We start from the raw sequence: 16927 nt of genomic DNA, 5'->3' as shown, positions 1-16927 counted from the left end.
GCTAGCTGTCAACCCCGGTGTTGTAGGGAATCACCTCCCTGTGGCACCGGGGTTTCGCTTTGGCATAACCGGTGTAGACAGATTGGTGTAGGCAGGGCAGTGCGCTATCGCGACCCCTGCGTAACCTTTCTCACCAAAATCCCCTGCACGATTCCCTGTAAGTGGTGTGGTGTTGGCCGGTAGACTTGGCCGCATGACTCAACGCCAGTCCTTGCTTGTTACTGTTGCCAACCGCACATTCGAAGGCCTTGACCTGGAGGCCCTGGCAGAGCGCCTGGGCCTTATCCTCACCCGCGTGCAGGGTGAGTCGGTCGCTGACGTTATTGCCTCCCACAATCCCGATGATCTGCGCTTGTACGTAGGCAGCGGTGACTACAACTTTGACGCTGAGGTTGCCGCCGCACTCGGCGTACCGGTCATCCTGGTCACCGCCGATGACCGCGCCGCAACACTCGCTGCGGATCGCGTGGGGGAGCGGGGTGCCGCCATCGCCGCCCAAATCACCGGCGATGCGTTCGCCACCTTCACACCCACCCAGGTGGAAACCAAGCCGGTCATGAGCCCCGCGCTGTTCGAGCACCAGCTGCTCCAGCAGGCAAAGGCCAACCGCAAGCACATCGTCCTGCCGGAGGGTGAGGATGATCGCATTTTGCAGGCCGCACACCAGCTGCTCAAGCATGGGGTTGCGGAGATCACGATTCTTGGCAACGTCGGCGAGATGCAGTCCCGCGCCACCTCCCTAGGCCTCGACCTGTCGCAGGCTCACCTGCTGAACCACGTGGAGTCTGACCTCATCGAAGAGTTCGCGGCGGACTTCGCGGAGCTGCGCAAATCCAAGGGTGTGACTCTGGAGCAGGCGCGCGAGACGGTCAAGGACGTCTCCTACTTCGGCACGATGATGGTGCACAAGGGCCTGGCAGACGGCATGGTCTCCGGAGCTGCACACACCACGGCGCACACGATTAAGCCGTCGTTCCAGATCATCAAGACCGCCCCGGGCGCCTCAGTCGTCTCCTCGATCTTCCTGATGGTTATGCAGGGACGCCTCTGGGCGTTTGGTGACTGCGCGGTTAACCCCAACCCCACCGCCGAGCAGATCGGCGAAATCGCGGTTGTCTCCGCCAAAACCGCAGCTCAGTTTGGTATTGACCCGAAGGTTGCCATCCTGTCGTACTCCACCGGCACCTCCGGCGCAGGCCCGGATGTGGAGCGCGCCGCAGCCGCCGTTGAGGTTGCAAGGTCTGCTGATAGCACCTTGCTTATCGACGGCCCGTTGCAGTTCGACGCCGCCTGCGACCCAGGAGTAGGCGCCAAGAAGGCTCCCGATTCGCCTGTGGCAGGACACGCGAACGTGTTCATCTTCCCTGACTTGGAGGCCGGCAACGCGGGTTACAAGATCGCGCAGCGTACCGGCGGCGCCTTAGCCGTTGGCCCGGTGTTGCAGGGCCTGAACAAGCCGGTGAATGACCTGTCGCGTGGTGCGACGGTGGCAGACATTGTGAACACGGTTGCCATCACGGCAATCCAGGCAGGAGCACAGTAAATGGCATACGTATTGGTGATTAACTCGGGTTCCTCCTCGGTCAAGTTCCAGATTGTTGACCCAACTGCTTCGGCGTCGGACGCCCCGTTTGTCTCCGGCTTGGTGGAGCAGATTGGTGAGCCCCAGGGCCGCGTCACCATCAAGCACGGCGATGACAAGTGGGTTGTCCAGCGCGCAATTCCAACGCACACGGTTGGTTTGCAGGAGTCGTTCCGGCTTTTAGATTCCAAGGGCATCGGCCCCACCCAGCTCGACCTGGTTGCGTGCGGGCACCGCGTGGTCCACGGCGGCATGGTGTTTTCGGAGCCGGAGCTGATCCTGGATCCGGTGGTGGACATGATTCGCTCCCTCATCCCACTCGCACCGCTGCACAACCCGGCGAACATTGACGGCATTGAGGTCGCCCGCGAACTCCTGCCGAACATCCCGCACGTGGCGGTGTTTGACACCGGGTTCTTCCGCAACCTCCCACCGGCCGCGGCGCTCTACGCCATCAATGCAGAGGTTGCAGAAAGCAACCTGATTCGCCGCTACGGCTTCCACGGCACCTCGCACGAGTTCGTCTCGTCCCAGGTTCCGAAGCTGATTGGTCTGGATCCGCACCATACCCGCCAGATCGTGCTGCACCTTGGCAACGGTGCCTCGGCCTCCGCGGTGGAAAACGGCCACCCTATTGACACTTCGATGGGCCTGACCCCGCTCGCCGGCCTGGTCATGGGCACCCGCTCCGGCGACATTGACCCGGGCGTCATCTTCCATTTGGTGCGCCAGGGCGGCATGACTATCGACGAAATCGATAACCTCCTCAACCGCCAATCCGGTGTGAAGGGACTTTCGGGTGTCAACGACTTCCGCGAGCTGCGCCAGATGATTGAGAACGAGGACGAAAACGCCTGGCTGGCCTACAACGTGTACATCAACCAGCTGCGCCGCTACATCGGTTCCTACATGGTGGCCCTTGGGCGTGTAGACGCCATCACGTTCACCGCTGGCGTCGGCGAAAATGACAAGTTCGTCCGCAGCGACGCGTTGGACACGATGGAGAACTTCGGCGTTGAAATCGACCCGGAGCGCAACGCCCTGCCTAACGACGGCCCGCGCATCATCTCCACCGAATCCTCCCGCGTCAAGGTGCTCGTGGTACCGACGAACGAGGAGTTGGCGATCGCCCAGAAGGCCGCCGCCGTCGCCGCCCGCTACGCCTAGCGCCTCCCAGCCCAACCCGGCTGGGCCCGCCTAGCCCCGCCCGGCTCGGCACGCCTAGCCCCCGGCCGGCTCAGCCCGCCTAGCCCTGCCCGGCTGGCCCAACCGCTGCCCCGGCCCCTCCCGGTCGGGGGTATAGCTTTGCGCGAGGCTCACACTTTTAGTGAATAGATGCTCGGTCAGAGCGTCGAAAAGCAGAAACTCAAGCCCCTGACCGAGCATCTACTCACAAAAAGTACAAGGATCCGCTTGCGGGGTACCCCAACCTCCGCCATAGTTCGAATATGCACCCGCTTTTCCAGGAGATCCGCTGCCAGCTCATTGACACCCGCTGGCGTGCAGATGGCACCGCCGACGTCCGCGCCGCCGCCCAAACCCGCGACCTGATTCGCGTCTCCGGCAGCATCTACATGCAACGCTCATTTGCAGAAACCCTCACTATGGAAGGCCACTACCTCGCCATCGCCATGGCCACGGTCCTGAACACGCGAAAAGCGGTACTCGTGGGCAAGTCAGCGGCCCTGGTCTTAGGCCTGGCGGTGAAGAACCCCACCACGGTGGAGCTGGGTCTGCTCTCCAACAACGTGCTGCGCAAAGACGCCTGGCCGCATCGGACGGTGTACGTGCGCGACCAGATCGAAGCCGAAGACGTCCTGGATATCCACGGGGTCCGCACCGTCAACGCCGTCATGGCCCTGGCAGGCGTGATCAAGCGCGGCAGCTTCGCTGAGGGCCTCATTACTGCCGACGCCCTCCGCAACCTCCCCACAACCCAAAATCCCACAGAAGCCTCCACAGCAACCCCCGCCGAAACCGGCGCCGAAACCGCCGCCGAAACCGAGATCCCGGAACGCTACAGCCGACTCACCGGCCCGTGGACCAAACGCATCGAGCCCGTTTGGCGACACTCCCGCCCAGGCCAAACCGGCCTCAAAGAAATGAGCGAAGTTCGCGCGCTCTTGATAGAGCAACGAGCAGACGTTGCCGTCAACGTCATTGACCAGGCGTACAACACCGTTCCCTTGGTGGTGAACAGACGGACGTCGCTGCGCATTCTTGAGAACGGTCCACACCGAATCAGTGTGACCTCTCCCAGCCAGTTCATGGGCTATCGGGACGTCACCGTGGGTCTCGACACCTACAGGAGAGACCCCAGCCGCGTGGTCAACTTCGCCCTCGGCCGCATCCCCTAATCCAACCCGTAAGCATGTCCGAGCTCCGTGGCGCTCTGCGCGCTCTCGATGGTGTGCGTACCCCTGTGGGGCCAGATGCATTTGCGGAGGAGGGGGGGATCCTCCCCGCTTCACTCGTCCGATTCGGTGTCTGCTACCAGGCATTCACGGTGCTGCTATGGAGAAGCCTCTTTCGATATTTCAACTTGGTATTGCCTTGTGACAGGCTACCGCAGTCTCCTAATTTGAGGAGTCAACTGGATGCTCATTTTTGTGTTCGGGCTGCTGCACGAATTCTCTCGAGTTGAACGATGTGGTCATCACGCAAACTGTATCCGCCCTGGTTGACAAACATGGGTCTGGCCCCCGGATAGATGAGTTGGGAATGGTTAAAGTCGCTTATTGACCGCTCATATAGGCGAAGCTTTGACTCGTAAGTAAAATGCCCATTCGCAGCATCGGCCGCTACGGATAGTGGGATCCACTGGTATCGCGAGTCTTTCACAAGTTGGTTATCGATCGCCCGCTTTACGAATGCGCAAACCCAATCGGCGAGTTGAATGTTAGTTGAGTTCTCGCTGTCTATGTGCATGGGTGGCTCTACGATCCTGCGCATCTCTTTGAAGTCTTGGCTTCGTCGGTATATGTGTGCGTACATTGCAGGCAAGCGCTGCTTCCTTGATTTCTCGTTAATCTGATCCATCATGACGAGGATGTTGGAGCTGTTGTAGTCTGCGTGCCGTGCAAGTCTGTTCAGGGTTTCCCGCATGGCTGTTTCTTCGCGTTGCCGGAATTCCTCAGGGCCAGTATTGACTTGTTTGGGAGTGCCTAACGGTTTTTCTTCGGCGTAGTAGAAGAGTTGGCCTCCGAGACGTGCGATTTCTCCGAAGAGACTTGCGAGTATCCGTACATTTAGTGGGCGAGCTTCGTTTACGCCAGCGAAAAGTAGGTCTGCTCCCTTGTTTTCCCATCGCCCGGGATTTGCAGCCTCTTTAATTTCTTTGGCAAAGGCCTCTTGCTTTATTTTGGCAAATTTTGCGCCTAATTCTCGAGCTGCTTCTTCTGGGATCACGAATCCGCCGTACCCGAATGCAGGGCTGTCGTTGAAGCGTTTGTGGTCAGGAGACACAAATGCTCCGGACTGTCCTATTTCGTCGATGTAGGCGAGCAGCATGAGTTTGAGTATAGGAACGCGTAAGGTCTCCTTGTTGCCAAGGAGACCTTACGGAGTTGCTGCCCGGGGTATTCTTGCTTGCGCTCAACCCTGGCCTACGACGGTGAATCTACCACTCGGAAAAGCATGCTGCAATGTCAATAGTTCGGAAGGTTTGAATTGTTTGTAGTTGCAGTGTGTCAAAGAGCGATGCTGTTTAGGTGAATAAATCTAGCCAACCTGACCCTCGACACGTCTGTCCTCAAAATAGTGAATAGATGCTCGGTCAGAGGGGTGGGTGTCGGATTTTCGACGCTCTGACCGAGCATCTACTCACAAAAAGTGTGACTCTCGCGGAAAGGGGTATCCCCACCCCAGAGCCAGGCAAGGCCAAAACTTAGAACCAGGTCGAGGGCCGAACTTTGTTCGCCATGTCCACCAGCGCGTAGCGGTGCTTCGCGTACGGCGCCACACGCGCTTGCTCCCGCAGCGTCATGGCAAGCCCGCGGCGAAGCCCCCGCAACGTGAAGTCATACTCAAACAACGGCTTTGCAGACGCCGCGGCAGACACACCGTTATCACGCAAAAACGTCAACGCTGCGCGCAGCACGAAGATCTTCACCTGCAAGAAACGCGGCTCCGTATTCGGGATCTCCTCAAGCCGGCGCGCCGCCGCCCGGATCCGAGACTCCGTGAGCTCACGATTTACCAGGCACAGAATTGCCGTCAGGGATGCCATCCGGTTGTGTCGTGAAGACTGCGGCACCCTATCCAACGCAGCAACCGCAAGCTCTACCTCGCCCTCGTGCATCAGCTGGCGCGCCAACCCAAAGGCGGACGACACCGTCGTTGGGTTCGCCGCCCACACCAACGCATACAAACGCATGGCGTGGAAGCGAAGCATCGCGGGGCTATCCGCCACCATCGTCCAGGTGGGATCCAGCAACCCCTCTTGGGTGAGGTTGTGGAAGAAGGACGTTGGGACGTCTGCAAGCGAACTGCTCAAACCGGCACTCGCGCGCGCCAACGTGTCATCCAACATCTCACTCGTGTTCGCCCCGGAGCGCTGCAGTAGCAGCTCATCGGTGGCGGCAAGGGCGAGCTTCGGCGCGGCCTCACCAGGCAGGATCTCCAACACAACGGAGAAGTCCCGCTGCGCCGCCACGAAATCCTCCTGCAGCAAATCCACCACGCCGGAGTACCAGTGGTAGCGCCAATTGCGCCCATAACGCTCGTCCAACGAGGACAACCAGTTGCGCGCCTGCGCCGTCAACCCCAGGTCCAACATGGTGCGAACCACACCGAATGGGATTTCCATGGACTCTTCGTACTGCGGGGTCCGCATCGCCTGGCGCAGCATCTCAAGCGTTTCCTGCGGCTCCGCGTAGGAGGAACCTTGCAGCATGGCAGCACCGATATCGTGGCGGTCAATCAGCGGGGAGGGAAGTGCTGCGACTACTTCGGGTGGGGTGATTTCGACGGTGCGCGTGATGCCGTCGATAAGCTGGTCGGTGTGAAACACCAAGTGCTTGGTGCCGAAGGTGGTTCTCTGCGGGGAGAACAGCGAATGCTGGGCGGGGAACGTCACCTGGTCACGGATCGCCAGCACCTCACGCAACACGCCAAGCAGCTGCAGCTCCATCGCGTGCGCGGAGTGGAAGCGGCGCTCCGGGTCCGGATCACACGCACGCGCAAGCACGCGGTAGAGCGAGGTGTAGCGGCGAAACAGCGGCTCATCGGTTGGCGAGGGAATGCCGTGCTCAAACACGCCATCTTGAGAGGGCAGATCAATCACCAACGCCGCAAGGGTGCGGCCCACGGTGTAAATGTCCGACTCAATCGACGGACCATCGCTAGCCACCTCCGGCGCCTGGAAGCCGCGCGTGCCGTAGATATAGCCATACGCGCCGATGCCGGAAACCGCACCCAGGTCAATCAGTTTCACCTGGTCCTCGGTGACAATCACGTTGTCCGGCTTCAGGTCGTTGTACACCACCCCGCGGCTGTGCAGATACCCCAGCGCAGGCAGCACCTCCAGCATGTAGGCAATCGCCACATCCGGCTCCAGAGGCTGCGTGCGCCGGCTGCGTAACGACGGCCCACCCACATACTCCATCACAATAAACCCACCCGGAACGCGCGGATCATCAATGAAGTTGAAGATCTTCACAATCCCCGGGTGCGTAATATCCGCCAGGAATTCACGCTCCGCGGCGGCGGCCGCCGCCTCGTCCGCATTCGTCGTGGAATGCAGGCCTTTGAGTACCACCACACGCCCTGCCACGAAGTGGTCCTGCGCCAAGTAGATCCAGCCCATGCCGCCGTGGGCAATAACGCCCATGATCTCGTACTGGTTTGCCACCATGTCACCCGGTTTCAGCGCTGGGGGAGCGGCCTTCGTATCCTCCGGGTTGATCAGTGACTCCGACGGGACCGTCGGAGTCACCCACGGCAACTCCACCATGCCGTCTGCCACCATGCGGCTGGCGCGCCGGGCGCCACGACGCTCACGGAACGTATCCAACGCCTTGAGCCTTGAGCGCTGGCTTTCCATCTCCTTGAGCAGGCCAGCCATGTCGCCGAGAGGTTCGTCGTGGAAGTCATCGGCATCATCCGCGAACGGGTCGAAGGCGACGGCCTCCGTGCCGGGGTACTCTGCCGGCTCGTCTGGGTTAGCCGGGTCTGCCGGCTCGTCGGCGAACGGGTCGAAGTGCACCGCCTGCGTCGGCTCGTCATGCTGGGAATTCACTGCGTTTCACCCTCCTTCGCGTACATCTGCCGCGGCAGCCACGACTCTGCAAGTGAGGTGCGCAGCCATTGGTTGTACATGCGGGTCCAGGTGCCGTCGCTACGCAAGCGCTCAATCGTGAAATTCACCTGGCGCACCACATCGTCATTGCCCAGGCCCACGCCCACCGCGTAACGCTGCTCCGCAAGACGCTCCGGGAAAATCTCCATCAGCGGGTCCTGGGCCACCATGCCGGCCAGCAACGTGTCATCTCCAATCACCGCAAACGCCTGGTACTGCTGCAGCGCCATCAAACAATCCGACCAGGAACGGGTGCGCAGCACCTCAGAGCCCGGCACCTTCTCACGCACCAGGTTCAGCAGGTTCGTGCCGTCAACCACACATACTGTTTTCCCCGGCAAATCCTCCAGACTCTTCACGTCACTGTCGCGCGGCGCGAGCATCCTTACATATGACGTGAGGTACGGCGTGGAAAACGACACCATTTTCGCACGATCCGGTGTGACCGACATCGTCCGAATCACAATGTCCACATCGCCTGAGCGCAGCGCCTCCGCGCGCGAGGCGGATTCCACGAAACGGAACTCCACGTGATCCGGACTGCCGAAAACGTCACGCGCAATCTCACGCGCCAGATCCACCTCAAAGCCGCGCATCTCGCCTGCTGAGGGATCACGGTAACTCAACAAATACTGCGACTGATCCACACCGACCAACACACGGCCGCGCTCACGAATGCGCTGCATGTTCGGACCGTCGCGCTGCTCCTCCGTCCCAGGGCGCAGCGACCCCGGCCAGCCCCACTCCTCAGGCGTGGAAGCGTACTCGCCCTCCGGCGCAACACCCGGCGGGTCCAGGATCGCGCCGGGCGGGCGCAGCGGCTCACGCGTGGACAGCGGCGGGTCGCCCGCAGGCGGCGGCGGGGGGCTTGTGCACGCGGTTGCAACGAGCGCAACCGTTGCACAAGCGGAAACCAAAAGATGGCGAGCCAACCAAACGCGCTTCATCGGTAATACTCCCCAAGCCGGGGGCGAATACCCGCCCAAATGCACGCCACCGCAAACAACGTCAACCCCGCCACCGCGGTAGACACCAGGCGTGTGGCATCCAAAGAGGCGTTGATGAACTCGCGCGTGTTCTCCCGCGAGTAATCAATCAGCTTCTGCAGCTGCGCATCCAAATCCGCGTAGGCGGTGCTGCCGTTGACTAGGTCGATGGCGGTGGTAAATCGGCCGTCGGCAAGCAAACGCTCCAGCTCAGCGTGCTCCTGCGACCATGCGGACAGGTAGCCGCGCGCCGGATCCACCTCCGCATCCAGCGACTCCGCCGCATCCAACGCGTTGCGAATATGCGCGCCCGTCAGCGCGAAGCTTTGGGACGCCCTAGTTACCGAACGCCGCGACAACAACGCCAACGTCTCATCCGTGCGGGTCTCCTGGGCCTCAATACGCGCCCGCGCCAACTGCTGCCACGGGTCCGCCGCGCGCTGGAATCCCACCGCGCCGGACTCCCACGCCTGGTAGTTGGACGCGCTGACCCAGCCAACCGCAATCACAATCGCCGCCGTGGCCGCCACAAACCCCTTGTTCAGGCGGCGGCGGAACACACGCCACAGCGCCCACTGCGCCGCCAGCAAAAACCCAAGCGCCGCAAACAGGCCACTGAGCGGCACCCACTGCGGCGCGGACAGGCGGCGCATCTCACGCGCCACCTCCTCCTGGGTGAGCCGCGAGAGCTGATCCGCCTTCAGCAACATCCCGTCGCGCATCACGGAACTCGCCTGCGTCATGTACGCCACACCTACCGGGTTACCAATGCGCTGATTCACCTTCGCGCGCTCCATCAACCCCGTGTAAACGGGCAGGTCACGCTGGATATCCGTCACCTGCTTGGTAATGATTTCGCGCGTGGCCTCCGCCGCCGCGCCGCCGCCGACCGTGGTCACCGCGCCCTCATGAATATCGGCAGCCGTGGCGGCCGCGCGGTCAATACTGGCCGCGTACGCCTCCATCTGCTCCTTCGTCAGAAGCCCCGGCTGCACAAACGCGTTGGTGGAAATCGTGTCCGCCTGACTCAGGCTGTTGTACAACAGGTGCGCCGAATGCGCCATCGGCTCCGTGGACGTAATCAGCGTGTCCAGCGCCCGCTGCCTGGCCGCAATGGACTGGCTCATGGAAAAACCGGCCGCAAGCAGCGCCAACGTAAGCACCAGCATCATCGCCACCAGCCGCCCCGGCGTAGACGCCAGCCCCGCCGGAATGCGCACAAGCTGAAAGCGCCGCCGCGTTGCGGTCTCGGCGCTATCAAGCCAGGCATCGTCGAACATTCCCCAAGAATATACAGTGGGGCTCATGCTTGGCGACGGAAACGGCTGGGTCCACCACCACAACCACAAATACTGGGGCCTTCATGGCGCCGCAGGGCTCTTCTTGCTTGCCGACGCCCACGTGCTCCTCCAACACCGCGCCCCCTGGACCGCCGACGGCGACACCTGGGGCATCCCCGGCGGCGCACGCGACTCCCACGAAACCGCCGCCGAAGCCGCTCTTCGCGAAACGGTAGAGGAGTGCGGCATCGACCCTTCCCAGGTGACGGTGGTGGACAGCGTGGTCACTTTCGAGGTGCCGGGGTGGAGCTACACCACCGTAATCGCTTCGGCTGAGTCTCGGTTGCCGTTTGCCGCGAACGAGGAGAGCGTGGAGCTGCGCTGGGTCCCGCTCGGGGAGTTAGCCGCTTCCGGTGCTTCCGCTCCATCCCGGGGTGTAATGCCCCTGCCATTACACCCCGGTTTTGCTGCCTCGCTGCCAACGGTTCTGGCACGCGTCGGGCATACTAATCCGCATGATTGAAGTACAAGGCCTGACAAAGCGCTACGGCGCAGTCACCGCCGTTGATGACCTCACCTTCAGCGTCCAACCCGGTCACGTCACCGGCTTTTTGGGCCCGAACGGTGCAGGTAAATCCACCACGATGCGCATGATTCTCGGCCTGGACAAGCCGACTGCGGGCACGGCGCTGATCGACGGCGCAACGTATTCCGCCCTTGCAAACCCCACCCGCAAAGTGGGTGCGCTGTTGGACGCCAAGGGTGTGCACCCGAACCGCTCCGCGCGTGCGACGCTGTTGTGGCAGGCGCAGGCGGCGGGGTTGCCTGCCTCACGCGTTGATGAGGTGCTCTCGCTGGTTGGCCTTTCTCAGGCTGCTGGCAAGCGCGTTGGCGGCTTTTCGCTTGGTATGAGCCAGCGCCTCGGCATCGCGGCGGCGTTGCTTGGAGACCCCGAAATTCTCATCCTCGACGAACCCGTCAACGGCCTGGACCCCGAAGGCATCCGCTGGGTCCGCGGCCTGCTGAAGTCCTTCGCCGCCGAGGGCCGCACCGTGCTCGTGTCCTCGCACCTGCTTGCAGAGATGGCGCAGACCGCGGACCACCTCATCGTCATCGGCAAGGGCAAGCTGGTCGCCGACACGTCCGTCGCCGAATTCATCCGCGGTAACTCTGCGGTGGTGACGGTGGTTCGGGTTGGCGTGGGCGTCGATAAGCAAAAGCTCCTTGGGGTACTCAATGAGTACACCGAGACTACCGACGCCGACGGGCGCCCAACCATCGAAGTACCCAACATGACCAGCGACGAGGTCGGCGCGGCGGCATTTGCGGCCGGCGTGCAACTGGCCGAGCTGAGCGAACGACGCGCCTCGCTTGAAGACGCCTACATGCAATCCACCGAAGGCCACACCCAATACGCCGCATCTGCATCTGCTCTGGAGGCTTCCCGTGATTAATCTTCTGCCTGCCGAATGGACCAAACTGCGCACCACCGCCGCGTTCTGGTGGACCTCCGGACTGACCGTGCTGATCGCCGCTGGCTACGGCGCGCTGTTCGCATGGACCGCGCGCCTGGGCACCATCCCGTACATCCCCGTCACCGTCATTGCGACAGTAGCGCTGACCAGCATCATCGTCATGATCGTGCAGCAATCCATGGTGGTGACCACCGAATACCGCTTTGGCATCCCCGCCACCAACTTCCGCATCACGCCCAAGCGCTGGCAAGTCGCCGCGGCGAAAGCGCTGCTGGGTGCTGTGCTGGCGGCCGTGGTGTGCGCCGTGGCTTTGGCGGCGGCGCTGACGCTTGCGGATCTCGCCGCGCCCGTCTCCGCCAACTGGCCCACCAACCCCGCCACGCAACGCGCCATGTGGGCCGTGCCGCTGGGGATGGCGCTGGTAAGCCTGTTCGTGCAGGGCATCGGCTGGATCGTGCGCAACACCGCCGGCGCCGTAGTCATTGGGATGGCGCTGCTGTTGGTGCTGGAGTCCATCGTTGGCATGATCCCTAACATTGGCGCGGACCTGGTCAAATTCATGCCGTTTGGCAACATCATCGCGTTCATGACCAACCAGCCCACCCCCTACTGGGACTCCGTCTGGCACGGCTTCGGCGTGTTCGCCGTGTGGGCGGTTGCTGTGTGGGGCGTTGGCGTGGCGCTAACCGCGGCGCGCGACGCCTAGGGGGTTGGTTTTGGCCGTTGGGGTGGGCCATTGGCCGTTGGGGTGGGCCATTGGCCGTTGGTTCTGACAAATGTGACGACGCGATTTTGGTGAAAACGCCCTGACCTGGGCGGTTAAAATTTCAAGGAGTGCCGAAATGTCAGATTTGTCAGTGAAGCCATCGCGAGGATGCAATAATTCCGGGAGCTGGTGTTGCCACCTGGGCGTTTAGGGGGCGGAATGCAACAATTCCGGGATTAGTGTGCAGCGGCGGGCGGCGGGCGGCGGGCGGCGGGGCCAAAGCCAAAGCCGAAGCGCTGAAGCTGAAGCCGCACCTACTGCAGCGCGGAGGTCAGCTTCATCACGTTGTCGATGTAGCGTCGGTACCAGGGGCGCTGCTCCCAAACCTGGGGCAGGAGTTCGTGGGAGACGGCGATGTAGTTCAACGCTAAGTGATGAAGCGCGGGTAGGAGGGAGCCGGAGGCGATGAACAGGGAAGACTCGTAGTTCAACGAGAACGAACGGATGTCCATGTTGGACGAGCCGATGACGCCGACGGCGTTTTCGGTACCGGGATCTGCCAGTACGAACTTGGAGTGCAGGATATACGGGGCAGGGAATTCCCAGATGTGGACGCCGGCGTTTAAAAGCTGCTCGTAGTAGGAAGATTGGGCGTGTTGGACCATGAACTGGTCGGCCTTCGCGCCGACGAGGAGGTCCACGCGCACACCTCGGTAGCAGGCGGAGGTGATGGCTTCCAGCATGGAGTCTTCGGGCACGAAGTAGGGGGAACACAGGATCAGGTGTTCGCGCGCGTGGTGGATCATCGTGTTGAACATGCGCAGGTTCGGCTCGGTCAGGTAGCCGGGGCCGGAGGGCACCAGCTGGACGACGTTCGCGCCAGCGCACGAAGCGTCAGCAACGCCAGCGCACGAAGCACCCGAAGCGCCCGAAGCGCCGCCACCAACGCCCGAACCAGCGCCAGCGCCCGAAGCGCCACCAGCAACACCAGCGCCAACAGCACCCGAACCAGAACCAATCTCGCGCGGGGAGCGCAGTTCGAGGACTTCGCCGGATTCGGTGAACCAGTCCACGGCGAACATGGACTCCAGGGACGCAACGATGGGTCCGCGCAGCTCAATGAACGCGTCGACCCATTGCCTGCCCGCGCGCCTGTGCCGGCGTAGCAAATAGGTGCGGTCGATGAGGTTGAAGGAGCCGAGGAGGGCGACGTTGGCGTCGATAAGCAAAAGCTTCCTGTGGTTGCGAAGATCCGGGCGGCGCCAGCGGCCGCGCAGTGGGGCGAGGGGGAGCATCATGTGCCAGTCCACACCGATTTCGGTCAGGCGCTTCTTCAACTTGCGGAAGCCGGGGTATTTTTGGGAGCCGATGTGGTCGAATAGCAGGCGGACGTGGACGCCGCGGGCGACGGCGCGCTCGATGGCTTCGAAGACTATGCCTGTGGTGTCGTCCCAGGCCACGGCGTAGATTTCGATGTTTACGTCGTGTTGGGCGTTGTCGATGAGTTCGGCCATGCGGTGCATGGTCATGTCGTAGTCCGTCCAGAGCGCGGGGATGGACGCTTCCAGCGCCGGGTAGCCGGTGAGTGTGCGGTTGAGGCGCACGATGGAGGAGGCCTCGCCGCTTAAAGACCCGGGCTCATCCGGAATGTCCGTGTGGATGTTGTCCACGGCCTCTTTGGCTTCCACCTGGATGCGGTGGCGGCGCCGGGACGCTATCCGTGAGCCCATGAGCAGGAACAATGGCAGGCCGACCACCGGCACAAACAGGATGAGCAGCAGCCACGCGTTGGCGCTGGACGGTTTGCGCCCGCCCGGCACGATACCGATCATGACCAGCTTGATCGCAAAATCTAGGACGAACAGCGCCGCCTGCCACCACGAAACGTCCATAAGATCAGCGAACCGCGTCTATATCCAGCGTGTGCGTATCAAACTGGGCGATCACCGGCGCGTGGTCGGACGCGCCCTTGCCGGAGCGTTCCTCAACGTCAACCCAGGCGCGCTCGAACCCGCCCGCCAACGGCGCGGTGGCCAGCAGGAAGTCGATCAACATGCCTTGGTTGCGCTGGAAGCGGGCGGATTTGTAGTCCCAGAAGCTGTACGGCTCTTCGTGCTTGACCTGCGACAACCCGGTCTCAAGCAGGATTTGGAACGCGGCGCGCTCCGGCTCGGTCACGTGCGTGCGGCCTTCAAAAAACGACACGTCCCACACGTTGGTATCCCTGGGCGCAATGTTGAAGTCGCCGCACAAAGCCTGGTGAGCGGACGGCTGCACCACGTCGGCGAGGCGCCAGAGGAACTCCAGCTTGTAGTCATAATGCGGGTCCCCGATCTCGCGGCCGTTGGGCACGTACAGGCTCCACACGTCCACCCCGCCGCACACGGCACCCACGGCGCGGGCTTCACGCACAGGCTCGCCGGTTTTGGCAAACGCCGGCTGCCGCTCGAACTCGTGGCGTACGTTTTCCAGGCCGACTCGCGACGCAATCGCCACCCCATTCCACTGGTTGTAACCAACATGGGCGACGTCGTAGCCCAAGACGTTGAAAACTGAGTAGGGGAATTTGTCGTCCGCGCATTTGGTTTCCTGCATGCACAACACGTCGATGTCACCGCGTGTGAGGAATGCGCCGATGCGCTCAGCGCGGGTTCGCACTGAGTTGACGTTCCACGTGGCAATTCGCATGCAGTAAGACTAGCCCAGCCGTGCGTAGCGGTGGCGGTGGTGTTCCACAAACCCCAGTTTGGTGTACAATGCGATCCCCGCCACGTTCGACACCCTTACCTGCAGGTATGCTGCATCAGCTCGGCTTTTGGCCCACGCGAGCACACTTTGGCCCAGCACAGTGCCTTTTGCTTGTCGACGCCACCGCCCACCCACCTCAACCGCCGAAAACCCCAGCCAGCGCCGTTCGTTTTCGGAGGCAGTAATCGTGGCGCGCGTGACCGCGATGGTTTCGCCGCCTTCTACCAGACTGGCAAAGCCGATCTCGCCGTCGATGTTTTGGGCGAGGTCCAGCACCGCTTCGGCGGGGAGGTCTTGGCCACGGTAATGGTAAAGCGACAGCCAGTCTTCATCCGGCTGCTCTGTAATGCGCACGCGCGGGTCCATCTCGTATTCAATGTCGTCGAGCTCGCGGGTCATGACCACGATCTCTTCACCCAGCTGCCATTTGTCCGGGTGCTGCTCAATTAGCCGCAGCGCGGGTTTGCCAATGCGCTCCGGAATCAGAAGCTGCACCGGCATGTCACGCTCTTGATAGAACGTTTTGATCTCGTCTAAGGGCACCGCCTGGAATCCCGCGGCGTGGCCAATTGGCGTGGCGGAGTTGGAGCGCTCAGCGATCTCGGCACCGGCGCGCGCCAACCAGCCCTGGATGAGCACCTGCTCTTGACCCGGAAAAGCCTTAGCGGTGGCGGTTTCCACCGCGCGGATGTCCGAATTGCGCACCGTGCGCGGCGAGAGCTTCTTAATAATGTGCAGGTGCGTAATCTCCACAAGCTCCTCACCCCGGCGAATCACCAAAGGGTCGGTGCTGTGGACGAATCCGATGACGTCACTATCCAGGTCGCCGCGACGCTGGCGCACCACAACCCGGTCCCCAACCGCCACCGGGTCCGAACGAAAAACGCGCGACACTAGCTTTGCGCTCTGTGCTTACTCGTTGCCGCGACGCGTCAGGAACACGCCACCCACAACCAGCAGCGCACCCAGCGCAATCAGGCCCAGCATCGGGGTGCCGGTCTCAGCCAGATCGTCGTTGCGAGTCGTGCTTGTGGTACTCGTCGGCGTGGAGGTGCGGGTGGTCGAGCTCGTGCTGGAGCTGGTGCTCGTGCTGGAGCGCGTCGTGGTCGCCTCAGTCGTCCTGTTCTCCAACACGGTTGCCGTGCCGGACGTGGTTGCGGAAGAGGTGGTGGACGTGCCCGTGGTCGTGGTGCTGGTGGTCGACGTATTCGTCGTCGTAGTGTCCGTCGTAGTCTCGCTGGTGGTGGTGGACGTAGTGGTGTCGTCCGCCAGGGTCACCACGCGCTGGCGCAGCGTCGGCTCCGCGGTCGCGCGCTTAGTCTTCGCGGTTGCAGTCTTCGCGGTTGCACGCTCAGTTGCCACCGGCTCCGCCGCTTCTTCCGCCGTGGCCTCCGCGGTAGTTACTTCCGCCTCTTCATCCGCCACGTTTGCTTCGGTGAGGATGGTGGGGAGGGGGTGCGTTGAAGCGTCGTCAAGCGGGAGCTCCTTGTACAGCTTCCGCAACAACACGCGCTCTTCCAGCAGCTCAGCCTCGGTATCGGCCAGCTCCTCGGGCAGCTCGCCGGCCTCGTCGCGCTCGGCGTCGAGCTCATCCATGCGCTCCGTGACATCCTCAAGCCACGCCTCAAGCGCCTCGCGCAGTGCGGCCTCGGTCTCCGGGGTCTGCTTCTTCGCGTACGCGTCGCTGGCCTTGATGGCGGCCTCGATCAGCTCCTCGCGGGTCAGCTCGGGCGCCTCCGAGCCCTCAGTGAGAACCACCGGGGCGGGCGAAGACGTCAAGGTAGCGCTCGCGGCGGGTGCCGAAAGCGCAAGAGCGGCGGCGGCAGCAATCAAGGCGGAAGCGGTGCGCATG

At 62.4% G+C, this 16927-nt stretch carries 14 protein-coding genes; 6 read left to right on the top strand and 8 right to left on the bottom strand.

The genetic code is table 11. The features are described from left to right. Positions 1 to 193 precede the first annotated feature (193 nt). From pta to I6I71_RS01420, 3 genes are all read left to right on the top strand, one after another. Positions 194 to 1543, top strand: coding sequence for a phosphate acetyltransferase (gene pta, locus I6I71_RS01430; RefSeq protein ID WP_201821714.1), 1350 nt, complete (start codon positions 194 to 196; stop codon positions 1541 to 1543). Beyond that, positions 1544 to 2749 (top strand): acetate kinase, encoded by a 1206-nt coding sequence (locus I6I71_RS01425; RefSeq protein WP_201821712.1) that lies wholly within the window; start codon positions 1544 to 1546, stop codon positions 2747 to 2749. A gap of 281 nt (positions 2750 to 3030) precedes the next feature. Next, the gene (locus tag I6I71_RS01420; protein ID WP_101734643.1) at positions 3031 to 3939 is read left to right on the top strand and encodes a hypothetical protein; all 909 of its coding nucleotides are present in this window, start codon (positions 3031 to 3033) and stop codon (positions 3937 to 3939) included. 244 nt (positions 3940 to 4183) lie between these two features. Here the strand turns inward: I6I71_RS01420 and I6I71_RS01415 are convergent, their stop codons facing one another. The 4 genes from I6I71_RS01415 to I6I71_RS01400 form a co-directional block, all read right to left on the bottom strand. Further along, positions 4184 to 5092 (bottom strand): DUF3800 domain-containing protein, encoded by a 909-nt coding sequence (locus I6I71_RS01415; protein ID WP_201821710.1) that lies wholly within the window; start codon positions 5090 to 5092, stop codon positions 4184 to 4186. A gap of 376 nt (positions 5093 to 5468) precedes the next feature. Continuing rightward, on the bottom strand, positions 5469 to 7820 hold the full coding sequence (locus I6I71_RS01410; protein ID WP_201821708.1) for a serine/threonine protein kinase: 2352 nt from the start codon (positions 7818 to 7820) through the stop codon (positions 5469 to 5471). Then, a complete protein-coding gene (locus I6I71_RS01405) occupies positions 7817 to 8827 on the bottom strand; it encodes a glutamate ABC transporter substrate-binding protein (protein ID WP_201821706.1) in 1011 nt (336 codons plus the stop codon). Before I6I71_RS01405 ends, I6I71_RS01410 begins: the two co-directional genes overlap by 4 nt. Next, positions 8824 to 10146 carry a hypothetical protein gene (locus tag I6I71_RS01400; protein WP_201821704.1) on the bottom strand — a complete coding sequence of 441 codons (1323 nt, stop codon included), beginning with the start codon at positions 10144 to 10146 and terminating at the stop codon, positions 8824 to 8826. Before I6I71_RS01400 ends, I6I71_RS01405 begins: the two co-directional genes overlap by 4 nt. Before the next feature lie 25 nt (positions 10147 to 10171). Here I6I71_RS01400 and I6I71_RS01395 point away from each other — a divergent pair, with 25 nt between their 5' ends. Genes I6I71_RS01395 through I6I71_RS01385 form a run of 3 tightly spaced genes read left to right on the top strand, consistent with a single transcriptional unit; the run spans position 10172 to position 12327 of the window. Then, positions 10172 to 10669, top strand: coding sequence for an NUDIX domain-containing protein (locus I6I71_RS01395; protein WP_201821702.1), 498 nt, complete (start codon positions 10172 to 10174; stop codon positions 10667 to 10669). Then, positions 10662 to 11600 (top strand): ABC transporter ATP-binding protein, encoded by a 939-nt coding sequence (locus I6I71_RS01390; RefSeq protein ID WP_201821694.1) that lies wholly within the window; start codon positions 10662 to 10664, stop codon positions 11598 to 11600. Before I6I71_RS01395 ends, I6I71_RS01390 begins: the two co-directional genes overlap by 8 nt. Then, positions 11593 to 12327, top strand: a complete 735-nt coding sequence (locus tag I6I71_RS01385) for an ABC transporter permease (protein WP_201821692.1) — start codon at positions 11593 to 11595, stop codon at positions 12325 to 12327. The genes I6I71_RS01390 and I6I71_RS01385 overlap by 8 nt, the downstream gene beginning before the upstream one ends. A gap of 314 nt (positions 12328 to 12641) precedes the next feature. Here the strand turns inward: I6I71_RS01385 and I6I71_RS01380 are convergent, their stop codons facing one another. From I6I71_RS01380 to I6I71_RS01365, 4 genes are read right to left on the bottom strand one after another with little or no spacing between them, the layout of a single operon-like run. Then, positions 12642 to 14219, bottom strand: a complete 1578-nt coding sequence (locus I6I71_RS01380; protein ID WP_201821690.1) for a phospholipase D-like domain-containing protein — start codon at positions 14217 to 14219, stop codon at positions 12642 to 12644. A gap of 4 nt (positions 14220 to 14223) precedes the next feature. Beyond that, complete coding sequence (locus I6I71_RS01375; protein ID WP_201821688.1) at positions 14224 to 15015, bottom strand: exodeoxyribonuclease III; 792 nt, start codon at positions 15013 to 15015, stop codon at positions 14224 to 14226. Between the two features lie 9 nt (positions 15016 to 15024). Then, positions 15025 to 15969, bottom strand: coding sequence for an N-acetylglutamate synthase, CG3035 family (locus I6I71_RS01370; protein ID WP_201821686.1), 945 nt, complete (start codon positions 15967 to 15969; stop codon positions 15025 to 15027). Between the two features lie 18 nt (positions 15970 to 15987). Continuing rightward, a complete protein-coding gene (locus tag I6I71_RS01365; protein WP_201821684.1) occupies positions 15988 to 16926 on the bottom strand; it encodes an LPXTG cell wall anchor domain-containing protein in 939 nt (312 codons plus the stop codon). Position 16927 lies beyond the last annotated feature (1 nt).

The sequence above is a fragment of the Corynebacterium riegelii genome (genome assembly GCF_016728505.1).
Classification (GTDB): domain Bacteria; phylum Actinomycetota; class Actinomycetes; order Mycobacteriales; family Mycobacteriaceae; genus Corynebacterium; species Corynebacterium riegelii.
The sequence above is the reverse complement of the archived record's forward strand: the minus strand, read 5'-3'. Positions and strand labels throughout refer to the sequence as shown.